Consider the following 23533-nt stretch of genomic DNA (forward strand, 5'->3'; position numbering starts at 1 on the left):
GAAATACAGATATAAGGTTCGCTCTATCGCGATATAACGCTACACCGCCTGTGAGAACGAGATGCCTATCGACCTCGACGACATAATAAAAGCCCTGGCCCACCCGGTCCGCCGAGAAATCCTGACCTGGCTGAAAGACCCGCGTGCGAGCTTTCCCGCCCAGGAGTACTCGATCGAACACGGCGTGTGCGCCGGACAGATCGATCAGCGTGCGGGATTGTCACAATCCACTGTCTCGGCCCATCTGGCGACCTTGCAACGCGCTGGTCTGATCAGCAGCAAGAAGGTCGGCCAATGGCATTTCTTCCGACGCAACGAAGAAGTCATACAGGCATTCGTTCAGGCGCTGGTTGAAGAACTGAACAACCCGACCTGATTTTTCAACATCTACCAGGAGCTGCCCCGTGCCTCTTTCGCTACTCATTCTGGCCCTGAGCGCCTTCGCCATCGGCACCACCGAATTCGTCATCATGGGCCTGCTGCCTGATGTGGCGGCCGACCTTGGCGTATCGATACCCGGCGCAGGCTGGCTGGTGACCGGCTATGCGCTGGGTGTCGCCGTCGGTGCGCCGTTCATGGCCATGGCCACGGCAAAACTGCCGCGCAAGGCCGCGCTGGTCACGCTGATGGGGATTTTCATCATTGGCAATCTGCTCTGTGCGCTGGCCAGTGACTACAACGTCCTGATGTTCGCCCGCGTGGTGACTGCGCTGTGCCACGGTGCGTTCTTCGGCATCGGCTCGGTGGTTGCCGCAGGTCTGGTGCCCGCCAACCGGCGTGCCTCAGCGGTGGCCTTGATGTTCACCGGCCTGACCCTGGCCAACGTACTGGGCGTGCCGCTGGGCACTGCGCTGGGTCAATACGCAGGCTGGCGTTCGACCTTCTGGGCTGTCACGGTCATCGGCGTGATTGCGCTCATTGGCCTGATCCGCTTTCTGCCGACCAACCGCAATGAAGAAAAGCTCGATATGCGCGCTGAACTAGGCGCTCTCCGCGGTGCCGGCATCTGGCTGTCGCTGACCATGACTGCGCTGTTCTCGGCGTCCATGTTCACCCTGTTCACTTACATTGCCCCGCTGCTCGGAGAAGTCACCGGTGTATCGCCCAACGGCGTGACCTGGACCCTGCTGCTCATCGGTCTGGGCCTGACCGCCGGCAACGTGATCGGCGGCAAGATGGCCGACCGCCGCCTGTCATCCACGCTGATTGGCGTGTTCGTCTCGATGGCGGTGATCTCCACCGTACTCAGCTGGACCAGCGCCGCGCTGGTCCCGACTGAAATCACCCTGTTCCTCTGGGCAGTCGCGGCTTTCGCTGCCGTCCCGGCGCTGCAGATCAACGTGGTGACCTTCGGCAAGGCGGCACCCAACCTGGTTTCAACCTTGAACATCGGCGCCTTCAACGTCGGCAACGCACTCGGCGCCTGGGTCGGTGGCAGCGTCATCGCCCACGGTCTGGGCCTGACCAGCGTACCGCTGGCGGCAGCCGTACTGGCAGTGCTGGCGCTGCTGATCACCCTGATTACTTTCCGTCAGACCGGCAATCCGGATCTGGCACACGCTACGCATTGATCAATTACGAGGATTCGATACATGACGACTATCTTTGACCCGATCACCCTGGGCGATCTGCAACTGCCCAACCGCATCATCATGGCCCCACTGACGCGCTGCCGTGCCGATGAAGGCCGTGTACCGAACGCGATGATGGCCGAGTATTACGTGCAGCGCGCCTCGGCCGGCCTGATCCTGACCGAAGCCACCTCTGTCACGCCGATGGGCGTGGGCTACCCCGACACCCCGGGCATCTGGTCCAACGACCAGGTACGTGGCTGGAGCAATATCACCAAGGCCGTGCACAACGCCGGTGGCCGTATCGCCCTGCAGTTGTGGCACGTGGGCCGTATTTCCCACCCGTCCTACCTGAACGGCGAAACCCCGGTCGCGCCGAGTGCCATTGCGGCTGAAGGGCACGTGAGCCTGATGCGCCCCATCACACCACTGCCAGTACCTCGCGCGCTGGAGCTGGCGGAAATCGGTGACATCGTCGAGGCCTATCGCGTCGGTGCGGAAAACGCCAAGGCTGCGGGCTTCGACGGCGTGGAAGTGCATGGCGCCAACGGCTATCTGCTCGAACAGTTCCTGCTGACCGGCAGCAACCAGCGCACCGACGAGTACGGCGGTTCGGTGGAAAATCGTGCGCGTCTGCTGCTCGAAGTGACCGACGCAGTCATCGATGTCTGGGGCGCTGGCCGTGTAGGTGTTCACCTCTCGCCTCGCTTCGACATGCACGACATGAGCGATGCAAACCGTGCTGAAACCTTCAGCTACGTGGCCAAAGAGCTCGGCAAGCGCGGTATAGCCTTCATCTGTGCCCGTGAGCATGATGCTGAAGACAGCCTCGGCCCACAGTTGAAGAAGGATTTCGGCGGCGTTTATATCGCCAACGAGAAGTTCACCAAAGACAGCGCCAATGCCTGGCTGGCAGAAGGCAAGGCCGACGCAATCGCGTTCGGTGTGCCGTACATTGCCAACCCTGACCTGCCGGAGCGGCTGGCCAGCGATGCCCCTCTGAACGAAGCCCATCCGGAGACGTTCTACGCCAAAGGGCCGGTCGGTTACATCGACTACCCGCGCCTGTAAAACGTTACTGCAAGGCAAAAAACCCTGACTCGCAAGAGTCAGGGTTTTTTATCGCCCGTGCAAGGGTAACCGCTACGGCGCAACGTCAGGCTTGACTGTACCTAATACATTGCCTTCGGCGTCGGTGATCGTACCATCCGCCATCTTCCAGCGACCGTCCGGGTAGTTGACCGAGCCATCCGCAAAAACCCAGGTTCCATCCTTGTGCTGGATATCACCATTGGGGTGCTCTGTAGAGCCATCGGCATGCACGGTCGTGCCGTCAAGGTTCTGCACGGCTCCGTCAGAATGGGTGACGGATTGACCATCTGCAGACTCGACGCTGCCGTTCGGATAGCTGACAGTACCGTCCGCGTTGTTCACGCTGTTGGGCGGCTGGACCAGTTGCAGGACGCCCGTTGCGGTGTTGACGACTGCCAGTAGTTTGTCCAGACGCGAAGGTGCAGCAGGCACCGGGGGCACCGTCTGCGCTACCGGCTCACTGGTAGAGGGCTTGACCTGCGGCTTGACTGGCGGCTTGGCCGGGTTCGTTGTCTTGACCGGCGGTTTCACAGGCGGCTCGACCGGGTTAGTGGTCTTGACCGGCGGTTTCACAGGCGGCTTGACCGGGTCCGTTTTCTTGACCGGCGGTTTCACAGGCGGCTTGACTGGATCCGTTTTCTTGACCGGCGGCTTGACTGGATCTTTCGCCTTGACCGGGGGTTTGACGTTTACCTTTGGCTTGATTGATACCGGATACTCAAGATGCATGGGCTGAAGTTCTTCAGCAACGAGGCCATCTTTTTCGGTTGTGTCTTTGTGCATATCGATGTGCATATCTTTGATTCCATTCATTATTGAAATTCCATTTATTTAACTGAAACGCAAGCGTAAGCCCTCCCTCCACTGGCAGGCATATAACTATCTAGCGAGTGCAAAAAAACCGGGCCACCTGCCTGCCGCTATGGGCAGCAGCAGGCAAGGTGCGGTTTCAACGACGTGCGTTGAGCTGTTGCGACAGGTTCTGGATCTGACTGTTAAGCGTGTTGATGCTACGGGTGACCTGCGCACGGAAGGCATCGAACTCGGCAGTATTGCCGCCTGCTGACGGTGCCGGAGTATTTTCCTGCTCGCTTTTGAGCACCATCAGTTCTTGTTCAAGTCGCTCGACAGCAGTTGAAGGGTTGCCCTGCTTTTTCAGGGCTGCGACATCGGCTGCCACGCTCTTGATCTGGGCGTCCAGCTTGCCCTGCTCAGCCTGAGCGGTTTTCAGGTCAGGCAACGCTGTTTTCAGCGCAGCCAGTTCAGCGACAACGCTTTTCAATTGTTCCTGCATCTGCGCGTTTTCGGTTTGCTGTTGCGCCGTTTGCGCGGCCATCTGCTCCAGACGCTTGTCGAGACTGCCTTGCTGACCTTCAACGCCTTCACGCTGTTTGTCCTGGTCTTCCAGTTGCGCTTCGAGCAACTTGATGCGCTGCTTGAGGGCTTCGCCGTCACTGGACAGCGATTCGGTGGCCACGACCTTGCCGGAGATATCCTGCAAACGCCCCGCCGCCTCTTCGCTGATACGCGCAAAGCTTTCCTGCGTCGCCACCAGTTGTTGCTCCATCAGGGACACTTGCTGAAAGCTCCACCAGCCAAGGCCGCAAAACGCAATGAACAGCGCACCGACCAATGCCCAGAGCGGCCCGGTGCTCGGCCCCTTGACCTTGACCACAGGCGTGGTGCGCGAATAGACGGTGGTGCGCTCGCGTGCGCCATTGCTCGGCGCAAAGTCGTCGTCATCGTCCTTGGCGCTCAGGCTGGGAACGTCATCGACATCGTCGTAGGGATCGTTGCGCATGAATAACCCTTCAGGAAGCTGTTAAATCAAAGTTCGTAAATCAAAGTTCGGCAGTATAACAACAGCGCAGAATCAATCTCACTGTGCTACTGCCGCATTCAGATCGGGTGCTGTGCCTGCCACCAGCCACAGAATTCATCCAGCGCCGTCCACAGGCTGACCTGCGGCTGATAATCCAGATAATGCCTTGCACGGCCGATATCAAGCGTGAAGTCCTTGTTCATGACCTGCATGCCCAGTCTGGACAGCGTAGGTTCAGGTCGGCCCGGCCACAGCATGCAGGCCGCTTCGTTGATCGCCGCCGCACTGTAGGCCAGCCCGTAAGAACGATAGCGGGTAACCTGAGGCAACTGCATCTGCCGCATCACATAATTGATCGCATCCCACAACGGGACCGGCGTGCCGTTACTGATGTTGTACGCCTTGCCCAGCGCAGACCCGGTTGCCAGCAAGCTGCTCAACAGCGCTTCATTGAGGTTCTGCATGCTGGTGAAATCGACCATGTTCAGGCCGTTGCCTACGATCGACAGACGCTTCTTACGCTGCATGTGCAGCAGGCGCGGAAAGATACTGTTGTCGCCAGCACCGGTGACGAAACGCGGCCGCAGGGCAATCACTTCCAGGCCGAACTCTTCAGCGCCGAAGACCTTTTGCTCGGCCAGGTATTTGGTGGCCGCATAGTGGTTGTGGAAGCGCCTGGGCACCTGGTCTTCGGTGATATCGCGGCGCGAGTGACCATCGAAATAGATCGACGGCGATGACAGGTGGACCAGCCTGCGCACTCTTTGTTTCAGGCAGCCCTCGACAATGTTCTCGGTGAGTTGCACGTTGCCCTGCACAAAATCCTGACGACGCCCCCACATGCCGACGGAGCCGGCGCAATGCACCACGGCCTCGACGTCATCGCACAGCGCGCGCACCAGATACGGGTCGGCGAGGTCGCCCTGAATGAACTCGGCGCCGCGTCTGACCAGATGCTCGACCGCATCGGCACGACGGCCATTGATCCGCACGCTCATGCCCTGCTCAAGGGCAAAACGCGCAAAGCGTCCGCCGATGAAGCCACTTGCGCCGGTGACCAGAATTTTCATTTACCGCTCCATTAACGCGTCTGCGTGACAGGGGTAACCCGACACGCATTGATTACACATGATCGTAATGACGATCATTCATCGCTCAACGGCACCAGCCAGTGGGCAGCATGTTGTGCCAGATGCTCGGTGAGACGTGTCAGCAACTGACCACCGTTGCGCCAATGGTGCCAGTACAACGGCACATCAATACAGCGATCCGGCAGCAGTTCAAGCAGCGTGCCGCTGCGCAATTGCTCGCGCACTTGCAGTTCGGGCGCCAGCCCCCAGCCCATTCCGGCTTCGATCATACGGATGAAACCCTCGGAAGAAGGGCACAAATGATGCTCGAAACCGTCCTGCACACCAAGCAATGCCAGATAACGATGCTGCAAAAGATCATCCGGCCCGTAAACGAGCGCCGCTGATCTGACCAGTTTTTCGGGGCTGACACCGTCCGCAAAATGGCGCGCGATGAATGCCGGGCTGGCCAGCGCCCGATAGCGCATCGCCCCCAGCAACTGACTGCGCGCCCCGGCCACCGGGCGCTCACTGCCACACAGACACGCTGCGACTTCGCCAGTGCGCATGCGTTTGAGCCCGACGTCCTGATCTTCGACCACCAGGTCCAGCAACAGACGATGCTGCGTGCAGAAGTCACCAATGGCCGGAGCCCACCACGTTGCCAGACTGTCGGCGTTCAAGGCGATCCGCAAACGCTCGGGCATGCCCTCCTCGTCCAGTGCCGGCACCTGACTTTGCAGATCGCGCTCCAGCAAGCGGACCTGCTGCACGTGATTGAGCAGGCGTCGGCCGATGTCGGTCGGGCTCGGCGGCGTGGCGCGGACCAGCACCGGCTGCCCAATGCGCGCCTCCAGCAATTTGATCCGTTGCGAGACCGCTGACTGCGACAGCCCCAGCACCTGGGCCGCACGTTCGAACCCGGCCTGCTCGATAACTGCGGCGAGCGCGGACAACAGCTTGTAGTCGAACATCAGTTTCCCTAATGAGAGATGATTATTATTGGTTTTACTTATATCGCTTCAACATTGAAAGTCGCCACCTGAATCTGCTCGATGGGAACGTATTTATGTGGCAAAGCTACTTCAACGGATTGCTGATCGCCGCTGGCCTGATCATGGCCATCGGCTCGCAAAACGCATTCGTACTGGCTCAGGGGCTGCGCCGTGAACACCACGTGTCAGTCGCGATGCTCTGCATTATCTGCGATGCCATTCTGGTCGCCGCCGGGGTGTTCGGTCTGGCCAATGTGCTGGCGCAAAACCCGACCCTGCTGGCGGTGGCGCGCTGGGGCGGTGTGCTATTCCTCAGTTGGTATGGCGTGCAGGCACTGCGCCGGGCCTGCTCGAAGCAGAGCCTCGAACACGGTGCCGCGGCTGGCAAAAGATCGCGCCGCACGGTACTGCTCAGCGCATTGGCCGTGACCTTGCTCAACCCGCATGTGTACCTGGACACCGTACTACTGATCGGCTCGCTCGGGGCACAACAGAGTGTGCCGGGCGCCTATGTAGCAGGCGCCGCGAGCGCTTCGTTGCTGTGGTTTTCCTGCCTCGCCATCGGCGCGGCCTGGCTCGCTCCCTGGCTGGCCCGCCCTGCCACATGGCGTCTGCTGGATGTGATGGTGGCGGTCATGATGTTCAGTGTGGCGTGGCAATTGATCCGTTCGGCCTGAAGGTTTCATGTCCGTTGAAGCAACAGCGCGGGAACCTCTATCCCACACAGTTGTTGCGTGGTTAAGCCGCAGGCCCGGTGCTATAGTCCGGGGTCTGCGCCGCAAAAGAGTAAAACTCCCGGTGCATGCTGTATCTGGCCGCCCGTGATCGGCCCTGCGACTACCGCAATTGACCTGAAAGGAGATAAACCATGGCTTTTGAATTGCCGCCACTGCCCTACGCCAAAGACGCTCTGGTGCCGCACATTTCTGCGGAGACTCTGGAATATCACCACGACAAGCACCACAACACCTATGTCGTGAACCTGAACAACCTGGTGCCTGGCACCGAGTTCGAAGGCAAGACCCTGGAAGAGATCATCAAGACCTCATCGGGCGGTATCTTCAACAACGCCGCTCAGGTCTGGAACCACACGTTCTACTGGAACTGCCTGGCCCCTAACGCTGGCGGCGAGCCTACCGGCGCTCTGGCCGAAGCCATCAACAAGGCGTTCGGTTCCTTCGACAAGTTCAAGGAAGAGTTCAGCAAGACTTCCATCGGCACTTTCGGCTCCGGCTGGGGCTGGCTGGTGAAGAAGGCTGACGGCTCCCTGGCACTGGCCAGCACCATCGGTGCCGGCAACCCGTTGACCAGCGGCGACACCCCGCTGCTGACCTGCGATGTCTGGGAACACGCCTACTACATCGACTATCGCAACCTGCGTCCGAAGTACGTGGAAGCGTTCTGGAACCTGGTTAACTGGGACTTCGTGGCCAAGCAATTCGCCTCCTGAGTCCAGCGTCATCGAAAAACCCGGCCTAGCGTCGGGTTTTTTATATTTTCCGGCCGGTAAAGGTCGCTCACCCGATGCCTGTTTCACAGACGGCGTCGAACACCCGCCTGCCAGTCAGGCGAATCGCAAATCTTTTTTCGCCTGCCGCTCGTACTTTGTGTATTGTCAGAAAACGCTAGCTGACTCGTGCCACAACGTAATTCTCTATGACGTAATTCTTTACAGTGTTCTGCTCAGGTTACCTAACTGGCCACCCGACGCATTGAGGTGGCTTTGGCCAGCAGGTGCAAGGAACGCGAAGATCAGCCAGGCGTACCGGTTGTGACAAGGTCACGGCGTGCGGGCCTGGTTTTTCGAGGGTCATGAGGCGATATGCCCTCCGACACGAACTAAGGAACGGCCATTGAAGCTGGAACTCAAGAACAGCCTGTCGGTAAAGCTGCTGCGCGTTGTGCTGCTTTCGGCGCTTCTGGTGGGCGTCCTGCTCAGTTGTGCGCAAATCATCTTCGACGCCTACAAGACTCGTCAGGCCGTGGCGAGCGATGCTGAGCGAATTCTCGGCATGTTCCGCGATCCTTCGACACAGGCCGTCTACAGCCTGGACCGCGAGATGGGCATGCAAGTCATCGAAGGCCTGTTCCAGGATGACTCGGTACGCATGGCGTCCATAGGGCACCCCAATGAAAGCCTGCTGGCCGAGAAAGACCGGCCGCTGAAAGACTCTCCCACCCGGTGGCTGACAGACCTCATCCTCGGCCAGGAGCGCAGCTTCACCACTCAACTGGTAGGCCGCAGCCCCTACAGCGAGTATTACGGCGACCTGCGCATCACACTCGACACTGCCAATTACGGCGAAAGCTTTCTGGTCAATGCCGGCATCATCTTTGTCGCCGGCGTGCTGCGTGCGCTGGCAATGGGGCTGGTGCTGTATCTGGTCTATCACTGGCTGCTGACCAAGCCGCTGTCAAAGATCATCGAGCACCTGATCGCGATCAACCCCGACCGCCCCAGCGAACACCAATTGCCGTTGCTCAAAGGCCACGAGAAAAACGAACTGGGGATCTGGGTCAATACCGCCAATCAATTGCTGGCCTCCATTGAGCGCCACACTTATCTGCGCCATGAGGCCGAGAACAATCTGCAGCGCATGGCGCAATACGATTTCCTCACCGGTCTGCCCAATCGACTTCAGTTGCAGACCGGGCTGGACAGGATTCTGGAAGATGCGGGGCGCCAGCAACACAGAGTGGCGGTTCTTTGCGTGGGTCTGGATGACTTCAAGGGCATCAACGAACAGTTCAGCTACCAGTCCGGCGATCAATTACTGCTCGCACTCGCTGACCGCCTGCGCGCGCACAGCGTACTGCTCGGCGCACTGGCACGCCTGGGCGGCGACCAGTTCGCGCTGGTTCAGTCCAACATCGAACAGCCCTACGAGGCAGCAGAGCTGGCGCAGAATATTCTCGATGAGCTGGAGGCACCGTTCATTGTCGGTGACCAGCAGATTCGACTGCGGGCAACCATCGGCATCACGCTGTTTCCCGAAGACGGCGACAGCACCGAGAAACTGCTGCAAAAAGCCGAACAGACCATGACGCTGGCCAAAGCCCGCTCGCGTAACCGGTATCAGTTCTACATCGCCAGCGTGGACAGCGAAATGCGCCGCCGCCGCGAACTTGAAAAAGACCTGCGCGAAGCCCTGCCACGCAATCAGCTGTACCTGGTCTATCAACCGCAGATCAGCTACCGCGATCACCGTATCGTCGGCGTAGAAGCACTGATCCGCTGGCAGCATCCGGAGCATGGCCTGGTGCCGCCGGACGTATTCATCCCGCTGGCCGAACAGAACGGCACGATCATCGTCATCGGAGAGTGGGTGCTGGATCAGGCCTGCCGTCAGCTGCGCGAATGGCTCGATCAGGGGTTCACCGATTTGCGCATGGCCGTCAACCTGTCGACCGTGCAGCTGCATCACGCGGAACTGCCCCGCGTGGTCAACAACCTGCTGCAGATCTATCGCTTGCCACCGCGCAGCCTGGAACTGGAAGTGACCGAAACCGGGCTGATGGAAGATATCAACACCGCCGCCCAGCACCTGTTGAGCTTGCGACGCTCCGGCGCCTTGATTGCCATCGATGACTTCGGCACCGGCTACTCATCGCTGAGTTACCTGAAAAGCTTGCCGCTGGACAAGATCAAGATTGACCGCAGCTTCGTGCAGGATCTGATCGATGACGACGATGACGCTACTATCGTGCGAGCCATTATCCAGCTGGGCAAAAGCCTGGGCATGCAAGTGATTGCCGAAGGTGTGGAGACCGTCGAGCAGGAGGCCTATGTCGTAACCGAGGGCTGTCACGAAGGCCAGGGCTATCTGTACAGCAAGCCGCTGCCGGGTCGCGAACTGCTGGCCTACCTCAAGCAGTCGCGTCAGGACCATGCCGCCAGTCTGTGAGCCGATTTGCATGCTCCCGGCCATTCACCTCATCTTGAAACCGACTGTTACAACCTGCCGAATGCCTGAACACACCCACACAGGCGTTTTGCCTTTACATCGAATGCAAATCTTTCGCATTATGTCGCAGATTTTATGGGCGCACCCCCGCCATCACCTTTATCGACGCAGGATTCCGTCATGATTCGTATGCCTCTGGCAACCGCTAGTCTGTTGGCCATCGCTATCTCTCTCGCCGGTTGTGGCGAAGGCAAGGACAAGGCTGCCGCACCGGCTCCCGCGCCAGCCGCTGCTCCGGCGACGCCGGCTGCGACGCCTGCTGCTCCTGCTCCTGCTCCGGCAGCCGCCGCCCAGACTGACGACGCGGCGGCCAAGGCTGTGGTCGCGAACTACGCCAACATGGTGTCCGCCGTGTTCGACGATGCCGAGGCCGGCGCGAAAAAACTCAGCACGGCCGTCGACGCCTTCCTGGCCAAACCCAACGATGAAACCCTGAAAGCCGCCCGTGAGGCGTGGATCGCTGCGCGTGTGCCGTACATGCAGAGCGAAGTCTTCCGCTTCGGTAACACCATCATCGATGACTGGGAAGGACAGGTTAACGCCTGGCCCCTGGACGAAGGCCTGATCGACTATGTGGCCAAGGATTATCAACACGCACTGGGCAACCCGGGCGCCACTGCCAACATCATCGCCAACACCGAGATTCAGGTCGGCGAAGACAAGGTCGACGTAAAGGAAATCACCTCCGAAAAACTCGCCAGCCTGAACGAGCTGGGCGGTTCCGAGGCCAACGTCGCCACCGGCTACCACGCCATCGAATTCCTGCTCTGGGGTCAGGACCTGAACGGTACCGGCCCTGGCGCCGGCGCACGTCCGGCCAGCGATTACCTGGAGGGGGCTGGCGCAACCGGCGACCACAATGATCGCCGCCGCGCCTACCTCAAGGCCGTCACCGACCTGCTGGTCAGCGACCTTGAAGAAATGTCCGGTAACTGGAAGGCCGGCGTGCCCGACAACTACCGCGCCACGCTGGAAGCCGAACCCGGCGAAAGCGGTCTGCGCAAAATGCTCTTCGGCATGGGCAGCCTGTCGCTGGGTGAACTGGCGGGCGAGCGCATGAAAGTCGCGCTGGAAGCCAACTCCAGCGAAGACGAACACGACTGCTTCAGCGATAACACGCACAACTCGCACTTCTACAACGGCAAGGGCATTCGCAACGTTTACCTGGGCGAGTACACCCGCACCGACGGCAGCAAGGTCAGTGGCCCGAGCCTTTCGTCTCTGGTCGCCAAGGCAGACCCGGCCACCGACGCCACCTTGCGCGCTGACCTGGACGACACTCAGGCCAAGTTGCAGGTCATTGTCGATCACGCGAACAAGGGCGAGCATTTCGACCAGTTGATCGCTGCCGGCAACACGGCTGGCAATCAGGTGGTGCGTGACGCCATCGCCGCGCTGGTCAAACAGACCGGCGCTATCGAGCAGGCGGCTGGCAAGCTGGGCATCACTGACCTGAACCCGGACAACGCCGATCACGAGTTCTGATCAACCGCGTTTGTTGCAGTAACCATCAATGCCGGTCAGTTCGCTGACCGGCATTTTTTGTGTCTGATTGACAGGCATCGTTTGCAACTGCCGTGCGCGTTGACCTGCGACATCGGCAGACTCCCGAGCATCAGTACAACGTATCGGCAATACGTCCCGGCAACGCCTTGTCGTAGGCATCACCGTCGATCTGCTCCGCCGAAACCGCCTTGAGGATCTGCCCGGCAGTGGGTAGCGCGCTGCGTTCGATGTGCTTCGCCGGGTCCCACAAACCGGACCTGATGGTCGCCCTGCTGCACTGGAAATACACGCTGGTCACTGAAATGCGCAGGACAGACCTGGGCAACTGGCCCTTCACTGCGAAACGCGACAGCAACTCGGGCTCAACCGATATCTGAGCGGTTCCGTTGACGCGCAGGGTTTCACCCACGCCGGGTATGAGAAACAACAGCGCAACGCGCGGATCGTTGACGATGTTGCGCAGCGTATCGATGCGGTTGTTGCCGCGTCGGTCCGGCAGATAAAGCGTCTTGCTGTCCTCGATATGCACCAGACCCGCCTGATCGCCACGTGGAGAAGCATCGAGCCCGTCAGGCCCGGCAGAGGCAAGCACGGCAAACGGTGCCTGCTCGATGAAAGGCCGGTAGACCTCATGAATGTGGTCAACTTCCTTGATGAGCGAAGGAGGTGCGATCGGGCCATAGATCGCTTCCAGTGCCTGGAGGGTGGTCACGAACGCGCTGTTGTCCGGGTTATTCATTGGATAATCTCTGCTGGCCGTTGGTGTATGAATGCTGCCAGCGTCATGTGACTGATCGTATGAAGCAGCCTGCGCAGCATAGGCAAAAACATCAGGACCCGACCAGCCTCAAAGATTCGTAACATCACATTGCACAACACGTCGCAAACGATAATCCCTCTTATTCAAACCGCACGAGGCTGATAAGCTTGCACGCCCCGATTTTTCGCCCCGTTGCAGGATGTCTATGAGTACGCGGCTCCGTCTATCACTTGCCTTGCTCACGACCCTGGTCCTGAGCGCATGCGATGACGCCCCGCGTTTCACGCATGCCGAGCCGGGAGAAGCCTTGTCGGGTGGCAGCGCCACCGTCAGGAAGAGCGACCAGAGCGCTTTCTCGATGCCCTCGGCCAACCTGGCCCCCGTGCGGCGGCTGGACTTCAGCGTCGGCAACAGCTTCTTCCGCAGCCCGTGGGTGATTGCGCCATCGACCACCACGGCTCGCGATGGGCTTGGCCCGCTGTTCAACACCAATGCCTGCCAGAACTGCCACATCAAGGACGGTCGCGGTCATCCGCCGGAGGCTGGCGACAGCAATGCCGTGTCCATGCTGGTCAGGCTGTCGATTCCCGATGACCCGGCCTATGCCGACCTTATAAAACGCAACGGCGTGCTGCCCGAACCGGTCTACGGCGGGCAATTGCAGGACATGTCGAACCCCGGCGTAACGCCCGAGGGCAAGGTGCGGGTCGAGTACGATGCGCTGACGGTCGAATTTCGCGATGGCACATCAGTCGAGCTGCGCCAGCCGACCCTCAGGATCACCCAGTTGGGCTATGGCCCCATGCACTCCGATACTCACATCTCGGCTCGCGTGGCCCCGCCAATGATCGGCCTGGGCTTGCTCGAGGCGATTGCCGATGACGCCATCCTTGCCAATGCCGACCCCGATGACAAGAACGCCGATGGCATCTCGGGACGTCCCAACTGGGTCTGGGACGATGCTCGGCAAAAAGTGGTGATGGGCCGGTTTGGCTGGAAAGCCGGCCAGCCGAATCTCAACCAGCAGAACGTGCACGCCTTTTCCGGCGACATGGGGCTGACCACCAGCCTGCGCCCTTTCGATGATTGCACGCCGGCCCAGACCGATTGCCTGGCTGCGCCCAATGGCAATGGCCCGGATGGCGAACCGGAAGTCAGCGACAACATCCTGCGCCTGGTGGAGTTCTACACCCGCAACCTGGGTGTTCCGGCGCGCCGCAAGGTCGACGACCCGCAGGTGCTGGCAGGCAAGAACCTGTTTTTCCAGGCGGGCTGTCAGCAATGCCACACCCCCTCTTTCAAAACCCGTAGCGACGCCGCCGAACCCGAGTTGGCCAATCAGGAAATTCGCCCGTACAGCGACCTGCTGCTGCACGACATGGGCGAAGGGCTGGCCGATAACCGTACCGAGTTCCAGGCCAGCGGAAGTGAGTGGCGCACCCCGCCCTTGTGGGGGCTGGGCCTGACCGGCACCGTAAGCGGACACACGCAACTGTTGCATGACGGTCGCGCGCGCAATGTGCTTGAGGCGATACTGTGGCACGGCGGCGAAGCGCAGGCGGCGCAGCGCCAGGTTCTGGCTTTTGACGCCCAGCAACGTGAAGCGCTGTTGGCCTTCCTGAATTCGTTATGATTGCGCCCTTTGCAGAATCTTCCTGTTCAAACACCTTCCTTTAAGAAATAAGGAGCCGGACATGTTCCGACCCAAGTTGTTGCTGACCAGCCTTGCGGCGCTTGCCTTGGGTGCCTGCTCGCCATCCGACCCTCAGGCGGTGACGTCCGCAGCGATTGCCAAACAGGTCATCCTGCCGACCTACAGCCGCTGGGTAGAGGCTGATCGTCAGTTGGCAGCCAGCGCATTAGCGTTCTGCCAGGGCAAGACTGATCTGGCCAGCGCCCGCGCCGACTTTCTGAAAGCACAGAAGACCTGGGCCGAGTTGCAACCACTGTTGATCGGCCCTCTGGCCGAAGGCAATCGCGCCTGGCAAATACAGTTCTGGCCAGACAAGAAGAACCTGGTGGGCCGTCAGGTCGAGCAACTGGTGACTGCACAGCCGCAGATCACCGCTCAGGAACTGTCCAAGGCCAGTGTCGTGGTGCAGGGTTTGTCCGCCTACGAATACATCCTCTTCGACGCCGACATCGACATGGCCAATGCCGAGCAGAAAGCACGCTACTGCCCGCTGCTGATGGCCATCGGTGAACGCCAGAAACAACTGGCTGAAGAAATCCTCAACAGCTGGAACAGCACTGACGGCATGCTCGCGCAATTGAGCAAGTTCCCCAATCAGCGCTACGCCGACTCTCATGAAGCCATCGCCGAATTGCTGCGGGTTCAGGTCACCGCCCTCGACAGCCTGAAGAAAAAGCTCGGCACGCCACTGGGTCGTCAGAGCAAGGGGCAACCGCAGCCCTTCCAGGCAGATGCGTGGCGCAGCAAGTCGTCGCTCAGCAGCCTGGAAGCCAGCCTGATCAGCGCCGAGACGGTGTGGACCGGTGTCGACAACAAGGGCTTGCGCAGCCTGCTGCCCGCCGAGCAGAAACCGCTGGCCGACAAAATCGATGCCGCCTACGCTAACAGCCGCAAATTGCTGTCGGAACTCAAGCAGCCACTGGCCGACCTGCTGGCCACGGATGCAGGACGCCAGCAACTCAATGCGTTTTACGACAGCCTGAACGCGGTGCACCGCCTGCACGAAGGCGAGCTGGCCAAGGCCCTCGGCATTCAGTTGGGCTTCAACGCCAACGACGGCGATTGATCAAGAGGTACATGTGATGTTGCGACGTCAGGCCATGGCGCTCGGCAGTCTTCTGCTCAGCGCCTGCACGCTGGGTGGCTGGACCCTGTTCAGGCAAAAGGACACACGCCCCTTGTTGCTTTCCGCTCGCGACGATGGCGACGGCAAGCACTACGCGGTGGGTTTCAAGCTCGACGGAACGCAGGTATTCGCCACCCGGGTGGGCCAGCGCTGCCACGACATCATCAATCATCCCGATTTGCCACTCGCGGTGTTCATCGCCCGTCGCCCAGGTACTGAAAGCTACCTGATCGACCTGCGCGATGGTCGCTTGCTGCAAACCATAGTGTCGCAGCCTGACCGCCACTTCTACGGCCATGCCGTGATTCATCGCGACGGCGAATGGCTGTATGCGACGGAAAACGACACCCGCGATCCAGGCCGCGGTTTATTGGGCGTCTACCGCTTCGTCGGCGAGCGACTGGTGCACTCGGCTGAAATTTCCACGCATGGCATCGGTCCGCATCAGGTCTCCTGGATGCCGGACGGTGAAACGCTGGTGGTCGCCAATGGTGGCATTCGCACCGAAGCGGAAAGCCGGGTAGAGATGAACCTCGATGCCATGCAACCCAGCCTGGTCATCATGCAGCGTGACGGTACCTTGCTCAGCAAGGAAGCGCTTTCCCAGCAGATGAACAGCGTGCGCCACATGGGCATTGCCAGCGATGGCACCATCGTCGCGGGTCAACAGTTCATGGGCGACAGCCACAAGTTGGCCGAACTGCTGGCCATCAAGCGTCCAGGCCAGCCATTCCAGGCGTTTCCGGTAGCAGAAGAGCAATTGCGCGCGATGGCCCATTACACCGCCAGCGTCGCAGTACACAGTGACCTGCGACTGGTGGCCCTGACGGCGCCACGCGGCAATCGCTTCTTCATCTGGGACCTGGACAGTGGCGCACTGAAACTGGATGCGCCGCTGCCGGACTGTGCGGGAGTGGGGGCTGTCGCCGACGGCTTTGTCGTGACCTCAGGCCAGGGACGCTGCCGCTTCTATGACTGTCGCAAGGCGCAACTGCTGGCTCGGCCATTGGACCTGCCAGCCGGGTTGTGGGACAACCATCTTCATCTGGCTCAGGTGGGTTAGGTACAGGGCCTGCAAGGGCTTCAGTTTTTGACCCCGGTGCCCTGCGCCAGGCTGTACATGAACAGCAACAGGTCGTGGTCCGGCTGCACGTTCACCAGATTCTTCGCCACGCGTGGCATCGGGCAATGCCCCTCGCCGTGCTGTGTGGTGAGGATGCGAGTAGACGGTTGTTCAAGCGCCGCCACGGCGACGGTGGCAACTGCCAGTGCACCGAAGATAAACAAACCTCTTGCCATTTCTAGCTTCATGACTCTAAACCTTTGATAGAGCTGCCAAACGCTGCCTGATAAAAGTAGATCAACTTCTGCCAGTCTGCAGCGCTGAATGACGAATGGCGTCGTAGCTGTTTCATATCATGCTGGGCTGCGCCTTGAGCGGTAAGGCGACGACGGCCCTTCTCGAGATCGAGCAAGGCGACCTCGACGTTGGCGTCCGGCCCTTCCCCTGTCACGCGCACGAAAATGTGCTTGATGTACAGACAGCTGTGCTGCCAGCGACCCAGGTGCATGCGCGCCAGCGTGGCTGCCACTTCCTTGAGCACCCGCTCATAGAACAGCTCGCCATGGCGCTCGCGCCCTCCGGCAGCCTGCCACTTTTCAATTTCCTCGAAGCCTTCCAGCGCCACGGTGACCAGCAATGCCCTCCAGGCGTTGTCCTCACCGCGTTCAGCACCGCAAAACACCACTTCGGGAACGACGACGCCAAGCTTGCGCAGGCCTTCAAGCGCCTCGCGCTCGCGCAGTACGGTGGGTCGGCCCAGCGGGTGCAGCAGGCTGCGGTAGATATGACCTGTCTGACGCTTGGCATAAAGGGTCTGCCCATCGTCCATGACCAGCCGCTGCACACCACTTTCGCCACCGCGACGCACATTGGGTTCTTCAACCCATTCGCCACGCTGGCTCCAGAACTGATCGAACTCATTCTGGATCGGGTTCACGACTGGTTCTTTCACGGACTGCAAACCCATCTTTTTACCTTTTACGTAGGACATAGACTCGCCACATGGCGTACATGGGCAGGAAATCCATTCGGTTCTGAATGCGAAATCCTGCCTGCTCAAATTCGGTTTCCGCGGTAACAACAGGTAACACAAAACGATTCTGGTAACTTTCCCGCCCGTTTTTTTGCTGGCGCTTGTTCTCCAGGCGCGCACGCTTCCATGCCTTGAAATTGCCATCAACCCAGAGGGAGACGATCACGCTGTCACGGGTCACGCGCTGAAACTCGCGCAATAGAGCCATCCGGTCGCTGGACTGACCGACATGGTGCAACAAGCGCATGCAGAAAATGCTGTCTACTGCGTTATCCGGCAGGTCGATGGCAAAGGCAGATGTCTGCAAAGGTTGTACCCGTTTTACAACGTCTGCCGGCTGCGAGGCACAGGCGGTACTGAGCATGTCTGCGGAGTTATCGGCACCGATGATCGAGCGGTTCGGCTTCTCGGCCAATAACGGCCAGAAGCGTCCGGCACCACAAGGCAGGTCCAGCACCAGGCCCGGGTCTCCGGCCATGTGCAGCGCCTTTCTCGCCAACTGTTCATCGCGATGATGCGACAGCTTGCGCCAGATACCGTCCTGATGCTTTTCCAGGTACTGGCGGGCGTGTGTCTTGTCGTACTTTCGGGAAAACTCGAGTTCGATGCGATCGCTCATGAGAGCAGCTCCTGATGTTGATGGGGGCCAAACTAAAGGCACCGCCGTCACCGTCAGGTCATCTGAATGTGAAAAAAATGTTACCTTTTAACGTCAGGTGTTTCGAGATTTTACAGAGAGTTAGAGGCCGTGTGTGGCCAATCGACGAAGTGCAGTCAATTGGCCGCTACACAATGAGGCCGGTCTACTCGGGAGAAAGGTCAGGGTTTGATCACGTTGAGCGTTACCTTGAACCGGCAACCATGAGGTTCCATAGGGGTGAGATCGACGCTCCATCCCTGGTTGGTACAAATGCGCTGCACCAGTGACAGCCCGAGGCCCAGCCCCTCTCCGCGCTGCTCGTTGCCGCGTACGAAAGGCTCGAACATTGCCTCGCGCTTCTCCTCGGGAATGCCCACACCACTGTCCTCCACGGTGAAGCTTTCGGCGTGCAGGGTCAGCGCAATGAATCCGTGATCGGTGTAGTGAAGCGCGTTGCGCAGCAAGTTGCCCATCACGGCATGCAGGAAGGTCGCGTTGTAACGAATATCGGACAGCTGGTCATCGGCCGGTGGCGTGTAGGTCAACTGCAGCCCCTTACTCTCTATCGGGTCACGCCACTGGGAGATCAATTGTTCGGCCACCCCGACCAGCGTGGCCTTGGGCGTCATGGCCGGGTCTTCGCGCTGGGTGCGAGCGAGCATCAGGAAGGTTTGTACCAGATCGCGCATTTCTTCGCAGGCACGGCCGATACGCTCGACCTGACGGCGGCCGCGCAAATCGAGCGCAGGGTTTTCCAGCAGCAGCTCACAAGAGCTGGCCAGCACCATCAACGGCGTACGCAGTTCATGGCTCACGTCGCTGGTGAACATGCGCTCGCGAATCAACGCCTGCCGCAAACGCCCCAATGTTGCATCGAAGGCCACCGCCAACTCGCCGACTTCGTCAGCGGCGTAGTCGGGCGCCAGTGGCGGTGCCAGTCCGAGCAACTGGTCACGGTGGCGAACCTGCCGGGCCAGACGCACCACAGGTGCCATGACCCGGCGCGCCAGCACCCAACCGAGAAATACCGCCAGCGCCAGGGCCAGAACGAAACCGACCAGTACGACGGCGAACAGCACCCGCTCACGCTCTTCAAAATCGCTCTGATCCTGCAACAGGGCGTAATGCCGGCCATCCACCACCTCGATCATGGCGTGGTATGACAACGGCCCACGGAACACCTCATGGAAGCCTGGCTCAAGGTGACGAATATCCTTGGGCAGGTCGAAGTCGCCAGGACCATTGCTGAAATAGAACAACTGGTCGGGCTTGGGCCGGTGGCTCCAGTCGCTGACGCTGTCCATCAGCATCAGACGGTTGAGGTCACCACCGAGGCCGGCGGAAATCAGCTTTTCTTCGACCAGGTGGACGGTGGAGATGATCCCGATGGCGAACGACCCGGCGACCAGTGCACTCATCAATGCGAAGGCAATGATGATCCGTTGCGCAAGACTCTGTTTAAACTCCATCCCGGCCCTCGGCCAAGCGATAGCCCACGCCATGCACGGTCTGCAACAGCGGTTTGCCAAACGGTTTGTCGATCACCTGACGCAACTGGTGCACATGGCTACGCAGGCTGTCGCTGTCCGGGCAGTCATCGCCCCACAGCGCTTCTTCGAGAATCTCGCGACGCAGCACATGCGGGCTTTTCTGCATCAGGACGGCGAGCAGCTTGAGCCCGACCGGGTTGAGCTTGAGCATGCGCCCCTCACGCGTCACTTCAAGGGTGTCGAGGTCATAGACCAGATCGGCCACCTGCAAGGTACGCCGCCCGCCGCCCTGGGCACGACGCAATACCGCTTCGATCCGCGCGGCCAGTTCAGACAGGGCAAACGGCTTGAGCAGGTAGTCGTCAGCACCGGAGCGGAAACCCTGCAGACGGTCGTCCAGCTGATCGCGGGCGGTCAGCATGATGACCGGCGTATCACGCCGGGCATCTTCGCGCAGACGCTTGCACAAGGTGTAGCCGTCGATACCGGGCAGCATGATGTCGAGGACGATCAGGTCGTAGTGCTCGGTGGCTGCCAGATGCAGTCCTGAGAGGCCATCCTGGGCGCAATCGACGGTATAGCCTTTCATGCCCAGGTAATCGGCCATGTTCGCCAGGATGTCGCGGTTGTCTTCAACCAGAAGAATTCGCATAAAGCACTCTCATATGCAGTTTGGGCTGGCGCAGCTTAAGACGAAGTGGGCGTGAGGGCCAGCGCCGAAATGGCATGACGTTTTTTTCACCTATGATTCATAAGGCTCATGACACACTTTGAGACGAACCGTCGCACACAATAATCGCGGCATGCCCTTCAAAGATCTGGATTCGATATGTCGAAAACCGTCGCCCCACCCTGCTCCCGTTCGATCAACCCGTGGATTTACCTGGGTATTCCTGTCGCCGTGGCGCTGATCCTCATGCTGCTTGAACTGACTTCGCTGGACATGGACATCGCCAAACTGGCCTTCGATCCGGTCAGCGGACAGTTCATCGGCAGGCACAGTTATTTTCTCGAAGACGTTCTCCACGACCGCGCCAAACAACTGGTCATGGTATTCGGCGCGGTGGCCACGATCGGCTTTGCGGCATCCTTCAAGGTAGAACGCCTGATCCCGTGGCGCAGAGAGTTGGGTTGCCTGGTGCTGTCCATGGCGCTTTCAACTGCCTTCGTTACCCCGGTGAAAGTGGTGACGTCAGTGCAATGCCCCTGGAGCCTGAAGGAATTCGGTGGTCAGGAAACCTACAGCGAACTGCTTAGCCCACGCCCTGCGACCGATAAACCGGGACGCTGCTGGCCGGGCGGGCATGCGGCGACCGGCTTTACCCTGTTCGCACTGTTCTTCGCCCTTCGCGACCGCCGTCCACGGATGGCGAAAACGGGCCTGGCTCTGGCGTTTGGCCTGGGAACGGTTTTCTCTGTCGGGCGGATGCTGCAAGGTGCGCACTTCTTTTCCCATAACATCTGGACGGCGGTGTTCTGCTGGCTGATCTGTCTGGGGGTTTATTATTTCGTGCTTTACCGCCCCGAACCCAAAGGTCTCGAGAACAGCAAGGTACAACCGACGCATTGATTGATCCGGCACACAAAGACCATAAAAAACCCCGCACAAGGCGGGGTTCTTTATGGGTGTAACGCTGGTGGTAAAGCTGGCTTACATCATGCCGCCCATACCACCCATGCCGCCCATGTCCGGCATGCCGCCGCCTGCTGGCTTGTCTTCAGGCACGTCAGCGATCATCGCCTCGGTGGTGATCATCAAGCTGGCGATGGAGGACGCCGCCTGCAGAGCAGAGCGAGTCACTTTGGCCGGGTCAAGGATACCCATTTCGATCATGTCGCCGTATTCGCCGGAAGCAGCGTTGTAACCGTAGTTACCCGAACCCTGCTTGACCTTGTCGACAACAACGCTTGGCTCGTCACCGGAGTTGGCAACGATCTGGCGCAGAGGCGCTTCGACTGCACGACGCAGCAGAGCGATACCGACGTCCTGATCAGCGTTGTCGCCTTTCAGACCTTCGATAGCCTGCAGCGAGCGAACCAGTGCCACGCCACCGCCAGGTACCACGCCTTCTTCAACGGCTGCGCGGGTTGCGTGCAGGGCGTCTTCAACGCGGGCTTTCTTCTCTTTCATCTCGACTTCGGAACCGGCACCGACCTTGATCACTGCAACGCCGCCAGACAGCTTGGCCAGACGCTCTTGCAATTTTTCCTTGTCGTAGTCCGAGCTGGTGTCGCCGATTTGCTGACGGATCTGGGAGATACGCGAGTCGATATCGGTTTTCACGCCTGCACCATCGATGATGGTGGTGTTTTCCTTGTTCAGGATAACGCGCTTGGCATTACCCAGGTGTTCCAGGGTAGTGGTTTCCAGGCTCAGGCCGATCTCTTCGGAGATAACGGTACCGCCAGTCAGAACAGCGATGTCCTGCAGCATGGCCTTGCGACGATCACCGAAACCTGGAGCCTTGACGGCAGCAACTTTCACGATACCGCGCATGTTGTTGACCACCAGAGTCGCCAGCGCTTCGCCTTCAACGTCTTCGGCAACGATCAGCAGAGGACGGCCAGCCTTGGCGACTGCTTCCAGAACCGGCAGCATTTCGCGAATGTTGGAGATCTTCTTGTCGACCAGCAACAGCAGCGGGCTGTCCAGCTCGGCAACCATGGTGTCCGGCTTGTTGATGAAGTAAGGGGACAGGTAACCACGGTCAAACTGCATGCCTTCTACAACAGACAGCTCGTTTTCCAGGCCCGAACCTTCTTCAACGGTGATAACGCCGTCTTTGGTCACTTTTTCCATGGCTTCGGCAATGATGTCGCCGATGGAGTGATCAGAGTTGGCCGAGATGGTGCCGACCTGGGCGATTGCCTTGGTGTCGGTGCATGGCTTGGACAGCTTTTTCAGCTCGGCAACAATGGCGATGGTCGCCTTGTCGATGCCGCGCTTGAGGTCCATCGGGTTCATGCCGGCAGCGACAGCCTTCAGGCCTTCGTTGACGATGGCCTGAGCCAGAACGGTAGCGGTAGTGGTACCGTCGCCTGCATCATCGTTGGCACGGGAAGCAACGTCTTTGACCAGCTGCGCGCCCATGTTTTCGAAACGGTCTTTAAGCTCGATTTCCTTGGCAACCGAAACACCGTCTTTGGTGATCAGCGGAGCGCCAAAGCTTTTCTCGATGATAACGTTGCGGCCTTTAGGGCCCAGGGTCGCTTTAACTGCGTCAGCCAGGACGTTTACACCGGCGAGCATTTTTTTGCGGCCAGAATCGCCGAATTTAACTTCTTTAGCAGCCATGATCATTATTCCTTGAATACTTAGTAGTAACGGAAGTCAGCGGGAGCACTCAGCCTTCGACGACAGCAAGAATCTCGTTCTCGCTCATCACCAGCAGGTCTTCGCCGTCTACTTTCACTGTGTTGCTGCCGGAATAAGGGCCGAACACAACCTTGTCACCCACTTTCACAGCCAGCGCACGTACTTCGCCGTTGTCCAGCACGCGGCCGGTACCCACAGCAACGATCTCGCCGCGGTTAGGCTTTTCAGCAGCCGAACCTGGCAGAACGATACCGCCGGCAGTTTTCGTTTCTTCTTCACTGCGACGGATGACGACGCGGTCATGCAGAGGACGAAGCTTCATTGTCGATCTCCTGATTATGTTTGTTTGATCGTCCGGTGAGTGCACCGGCCGGTTTAAATCCGGACTTGC

23 protein-coding genes are annotated in these 23533 nt (G+C 59.6%); 11 read left to right on the forward strand and 12 right to left on the reverse strand.

All coding sequences use genetic code 11. The features are described 5' to 3' along the window. The first annotated feature begins 61 nt into the window (after nucleotides 1–61). From KUIN1_RS21075 to KUIN1_RS21085, 3 genes are read left to right on the forward strand one after another with little or no spacing between them, the layout of a single operon-like run. Complete coding sequence (locus KUIN1_RS21075) at nucleotides 62–376, forward strand: ArsR/SmtB family transcription factor (RefSeq protein ID WP_003405921.1); 315 nt, start codon at nucleotides 62–64, stop codon at nucleotides 374–376. Between the two features lie 28 nt (nucleotides 377–404). Beyond that, the gene (locus KUIN1_RS21080) at nucleotides 405–1571 is read left to right on the forward strand and encodes an MFS transporter (RefSeq protein WP_003405924.1); all 1167 of its coding nucleotides are present in this window, start codon (nucleotides 405–407) and stop codon (nucleotides 1569–1571) included. 21 nt (nucleotides 1572–1592) lie between these two features. Continuing rightward, the gene (locus KUIN1_RS21085; protein ID WP_003405927.1) at nucleotides 1593–2642 is read left to right on the forward strand and encodes an alkene reductase; all 1050 of its coding nucleotides are present in this window, start codon (nucleotides 1593–1595) and stop codon (nucleotides 2640–2642) included. Between the two features lie 72 nt (nucleotides 2643–2714). On the opposite strand, the gene KUIN1_RS21090 is transcribed toward KUIN1_RS21085, so the two are convergent. The 4 genes from KUIN1_RS21090 to KUIN1_RS21105 all read right to left on the reverse strand — a co-directional run bounded on the left by KUIN1_RS21090 (nucleotide 2715) and on the right by KUIN1_RS21105 (nucleotide 6529). Then, nucleotides 2715–3476 carry a hypothetical protein gene (locus KUIN1_RS21090; protein ID WP_152092258.1) on the reverse strand — a complete coding sequence of 254 codons (762 nt, stop codon included), beginning with the start codon at nucleotides 3474–3476 and terminating at the stop codon, nucleotides 2715–2717. 136 nt (nucleotides 3477–3612) lie between these two features. After that, a complete protein-coding gene (locus KUIN1_RS21095) occupies nucleotides 3613–4464 on the reverse strand; it encodes an ATPase (RefSeq protein WP_152092259.1) in 852 nt (283 codons plus the stop codon). A 98-nt stretch (nucleotides 4465–4562) separates the two neighbouring features. Then, the gene (locus KUIN1_RS21100) at nucleotides 4563–5555 is read right to left on the reverse strand and encodes an NAD-dependent epimerase/dehydratase family protein (RefSeq protein ID WP_103360026.1); all 993 of its coding nucleotides are present in this window, start codon (nucleotides 5553–5555) and stop codon (nucleotides 4563–4565) included. 74 nt (nucleotides 5556–5629) lie between these two features. Next, on the reverse strand, nucleotides 5630–6529 hold the full coding sequence (locus tag KUIN1_RS21105) for a LysR family transcriptional regulator ArgP (RefSeq protein WP_103713639.1): 900 nt from the start codon (nucleotides 6527–6529) through the stop codon (nucleotides 5630–5632). Between the two features lie 95 nt (nucleotides 6530–6624). Between KUIN1_RS21105 and KUIN1_RS21110 the strand changes: the two genes are divergently transcribed. The 4 genes from KUIN1_RS21110 (at nucleotide 6625) to KUIN1_RS21125 (ending at nucleotide 12000) form a co-directional block, all read left to right on the forward strand. Beyond that, nucleotides 6625–7227: a LysE/ArgO family amino acid transporter gene (locus KUIN1_RS21110; RefSeq protein WP_003405944.1), complete on the forward strand. Its 603-nt coding sequence runs from the start codon at nucleotides 6625–6627 to the stop codon at nucleotides 7225–7227. Between the two features lie 191 nt (nucleotides 7228–7418). Beyond that, nucleotides 7419–8000, forward strand: coding sequence for a superoxide dismutase [Fe] (sodB, locus tag KUIN1_RS21115; protein WP_003405945.1), 582 nt, complete (start codon nucleotides 7419–7421; stop codon nucleotides 7998–8000). A gap of 403 nt (nucleotides 8001–8403) precedes the next feature. Beyond that, entirely contained in the window at nucleotides 8404–10455 is a 2052-nt protein-coding gene (locus KUIN1_RS21120; RefSeq protein ID WP_024652474.1) for a putative bifunctional diguanylate cyclase/phosphodiesterase, read from the forward strand. 180 nt (nucleotides 10456–10635) lie between these two features. Continuing rightward, nucleotides 10636–12000 (forward strand): imelysin family protein, encoded by a 1365-nt coding sequence (locus tag KUIN1_RS21125; RefSeq protein WP_152092260.1) that lies wholly within the window; start codon nucleotides 10636–10638, stop codon nucleotides 11998–12000. 130 nt (nucleotides 12001–12130) lie between these two features. Here KUIN1_RS21125 and KUIN1_RS21130 read toward each other — a convergent pair whose 3' ends face one another. Further along, the gene (locus KUIN1_RS21130; protein ID WP_003405948.1) at nucleotides 12131–12760 is read right to left on the reverse strand and encodes a pyridoxamine 5'-phosphate oxidase family protein; all 630 of its coding nucleotides are present in this window, start codon (nucleotides 12758–12760) and stop codon (nucleotides 12131–12133) included. Between the two features lie 226 nt (nucleotides 12761–12986). Between KUIN1_RS21130 and KUIN1_RS21135 the strand changes: the two genes are divergently transcribed. From KUIN1_RS21135 to KUIN1_RS21145, 3 genes are all read left to right on the forward strand, one after another. Further along, nucleotides 12987–14414, forward strand: coding sequence for a di-heme oxidoreductase family protein (locus KUIN1_RS21135; protein ID WP_103377918.1), 1428 nt, complete (start codon nucleotides 12987–12989; stop codon nucleotides 14412–14414). Between the two features lie 61 nt (nucleotides 14415–14475). Beyond that, nucleotides 14476–15540 (forward strand): imelysin family protein, encoded by a 1065-nt coding sequence (locus tag KUIN1_RS21140; protein WP_152092261.1) that lies wholly within the window; start codon nucleotides 14476–14478, stop codon nucleotides 15538–15540. Between the two features lie 16 nt (nucleotides 15541–15556). Beyond that, entirely contained in the window at nucleotides 15557–16663 is a 1107-nt protein-coding gene (locus KUIN1_RS21145; RefSeq protein WP_152092262.1) for a DUF1513 domain-containing protein, read from the forward strand. Nucleotides 16664–16683: 20 nt separating this feature from the next. Here KUIN1_RS21145 and KUIN1_RS21150 read toward each other — a convergent pair whose 3' ends face one another. The 5 genes from KUIN1_RS21150 to colR all read right to left on the reverse strand — a co-directional run bounded on the left by KUIN1_RS21150 (nucleotide 16684) and on the right by colR (nucleotide 20478). Further along, entirely contained in the window at nucleotides 16684–16911 is a 228-nt protein-coding gene (locus KUIN1_RS21150) for a hypothetical protein (protein ID WP_011268826.1), read from the reverse strand. Then, nucleotides 16908–17630 carry a lipopolysaccharide kinase InaA family protein gene (locus tag KUIN1_RS21155; RefSeq protein ID WP_003405954.1) on the reverse strand — a complete coding sequence of 241 codons (723 nt, stop codon included), beginning with the start codon at nucleotides 17628–17630 and terminating at the stop codon, nucleotides 16908–16910. Before KUIN1_RS21155 ends, KUIN1_RS21150 begins: the two co-directional genes overlap by 4 nt. 4 nt (nucleotides 17631–17634) lie before the next feature. Next, on the reverse strand, nucleotides 17635–18315 hold the full coding sequence (locus KUIN1_RS21160) for a class I SAM-dependent methyltransferase (protein WP_003313508.1): 681 nt from the start codon (nucleotides 18313–18315) through the stop codon (nucleotides 17635–17637). A 200-nt stretch (nucleotides 18316–18515) separates the two neighbouring features. Continuing rightward, entirely contained in the window at nucleotides 18516–19805 is a 1290-nt protein-coding gene (locus KUIN1_RS21165) for a sensor histidine kinase (protein WP_011268827.1), read from the reverse strand. After that, nucleotides 19795–20478, reverse strand: coding sequence for a two-component system response regulator ColR (gene colR / locus KUIN1_RS21170; RefSeq protein ID WP_002555020.1), 684 nt, complete (start codon nucleotides 20476–20478; stop codon nucleotides 19795–19797). Before colR ends, KUIN1_RS21165 begins: the two co-directional genes overlap by 11 nt. A gap of 177 nt (nucleotides 20479–20655) precedes the next feature. Between colR and KUIN1_RS21175 the strand changes: the two genes are divergently transcribed. Then, nucleotides 20656–21396: a phosphatase PAP2 family protein gene (locus KUIN1_RS21175; protein WP_054092422.1), complete on the forward strand. Its 741-nt coding sequence runs from the start codon at nucleotides 20656–20658 to the stop codon at nucleotides 21394–21396. Nucleotides 21397–21477: 81 nt separating this feature from the next. Here the strand turns inward: KUIN1_RS21175 and groL are convergent, their stop codons facing one another. Continuing rightward, nucleotides 21478–23121, reverse strand: coding sequence for a chaperonin GroEL (groL, locus tag KUIN1_RS21180; protein ID WP_010439729.1), 1644 nt, complete (start codon nucleotides 23119–23121; stop codon nucleotides 21478–21480). A 49-nt stretch (nucleotides 23122–23170) separates the two neighbouring features. Beyond that, on the reverse strand, nucleotides 23171–23464 hold the full coding sequence (locus KUIN1_RS21185; protein WP_003304675.1) for a co-chaperone GroES: 294 nt from the start codon (nucleotides 23462–23464) through the stop codon (nucleotides 23171–23173). Nucleotides 23465–23533 lie beyond the last annotated feature (69 nt).

The sequence above is a fragment of the Pseudomonas sp. KUIN-1 genome (assembly GCF_009176725.1).
In the GTDB taxonomy this organism is placed as follows: Bacteria; Pseudomonadota; Gammaproteobacteria; order Pseudomonadales; family Pseudomonadaceae; genus Aquipseudomonas; species Aquipseudomonas fragariae.

Coding starts and splice junctions, on each gene's coding strand:
- KUIN1_RS21075 (WP_003405921.1), top strand. CDS start 62: ATGCCTATCGACCTCGACGACATAATAAAAGCCCTGGCCCACCCGGTC.
- KUIN1_RS21085 (WP_003405927.1), top strand. CDS start 1,593: ATGACGACTATCTTTGACCCGATCACCCTGGGCGATCTGCAACTGCCC.
- KUIN1_RS21090 (WP_152092258.1), bottom strand. CDS start 3,476: ATGAATGGAATCAAAGATATGCACATCGATATGCACAAAGACACAACC.
- KUIN1_RS21095 (WP_152092259.1), bottom strand. CDS start 4,464: ATGCGCAACGATCCCTACGACGATGTCGATGACGTTCCCAGCCTGAGC.
- KUIN1_RS21100 (WP_103360026.1), bottom strand. CDS start 5,555: ATGAAAATTCTGGTCACCGGCGCAAGTGGCTTCATCGGCGGACGCTTT.
- KUIN1_RS21105 (WP_103713639.1), bottom strand. CDS start 6,529: ATGTTCGACTACAAGCTGTTGTCCGCGCTCGCCGCAGTTATCGAGCAG.
- KUIN1_RS21110 (WP_003405944.1), top strand. CDS start 6,625: ATGTGGCAAAGCTACTTCAACGGATTGCTGATCGCCGCTGGCCTGATC.
- sodB (WP_003405945.1), top strand. CDS start 7,419: ATGGCTTTTGAATTGCCGCCACTGCCCTACGCCAAAGACGCTCTGGTG.
- KUIN1_RS21125 (WP_152092260.1), top strand. CDS start 10,636: ATGATTCGTATGCCTCTGGCAACCGCTAGTCTGTTGGCCATCGCTATC.
- KUIN1_RS21130 (WP_003405948.1), bottom strand. CDS start 12,760: ATGAATAACCCGGACAACAGCGCGTTCGTGACCACCCTCCAGGCACTG.
- KUIN1_RS21135 (WP_103377918.1), top strand. CDS start 12,987: ATGAGTACGCGGCTCCGTCTATCACTTGCCTTGCTCACGACCCTGGTC.
- KUIN1_RS21140 (WP_152092261.1), top strand. CDS start 14,476: ATGTTCCGACCCAAGTTGTTGCTGACCAGCCTTGCGGCGCTTGCCTTG.
- KUIN1_RS21145 (WP_152092262.1), top strand. CDS start 15,557: ATGTTGCGACGTCAGGCCATGGCGCTCGGCAGTCTTCTGCTCAGCGCC.
- KUIN1_RS21150 (WP_011268826.1), bottom strand. CDS start 16,911: ATGAAGCTAGAAATGGCAAGAGGTTTGTTTATCTTCGGTGCACTGGCA.
- KUIN1_RS21155 (WP_003405954.1), bottom strand. CDS start 17,630: ATGGGTTTGCAGTCCGTGAAAGAACCAGTCGTGAACCCGATCCAGAAT.
- KUIN1_RS21160 (WP_003313508.1), bottom strand. CDS start 18,315: ATGAGCGATCGCATCGAACTCGAGTTTTCCCGAAAGTACGACAAGACA.
- KUIN1_RS21165 (WP_011268827.1), bottom strand. CDS start 19,805: ATGGAGTTTAAACAGAGTCTTGCGCAACGGATCATCATTGCCTTCGCA.
- colR (WP_002555020.1), bottom strand. CDS start 20,478: ATGCGAATTCTTCTGGTTGAAGACAACCGCGACATCCTGGCGAACATG.
- KUIN1_RS21175 (WP_054092422.1), top strand. CDS start 20,656: ATGTCGAAAACCGTCGCCCCACCCTGCTCCCGTTCGATCAACCCGTGG.
- groL (WP_010439729.1), bottom strand. CDS start 23,121: ATGGCTGCTAAAGAAGTTAAATTCGGCGATTCTGGCCGCAAAAAAATG.
- KUIN1_RS21185 (WP_003304675.1), bottom strand. CDS start 23,464: ATGAAGCTTCGTCCTCTGCATGACCGCGTCGTCATCCGTCGCAGTGAA.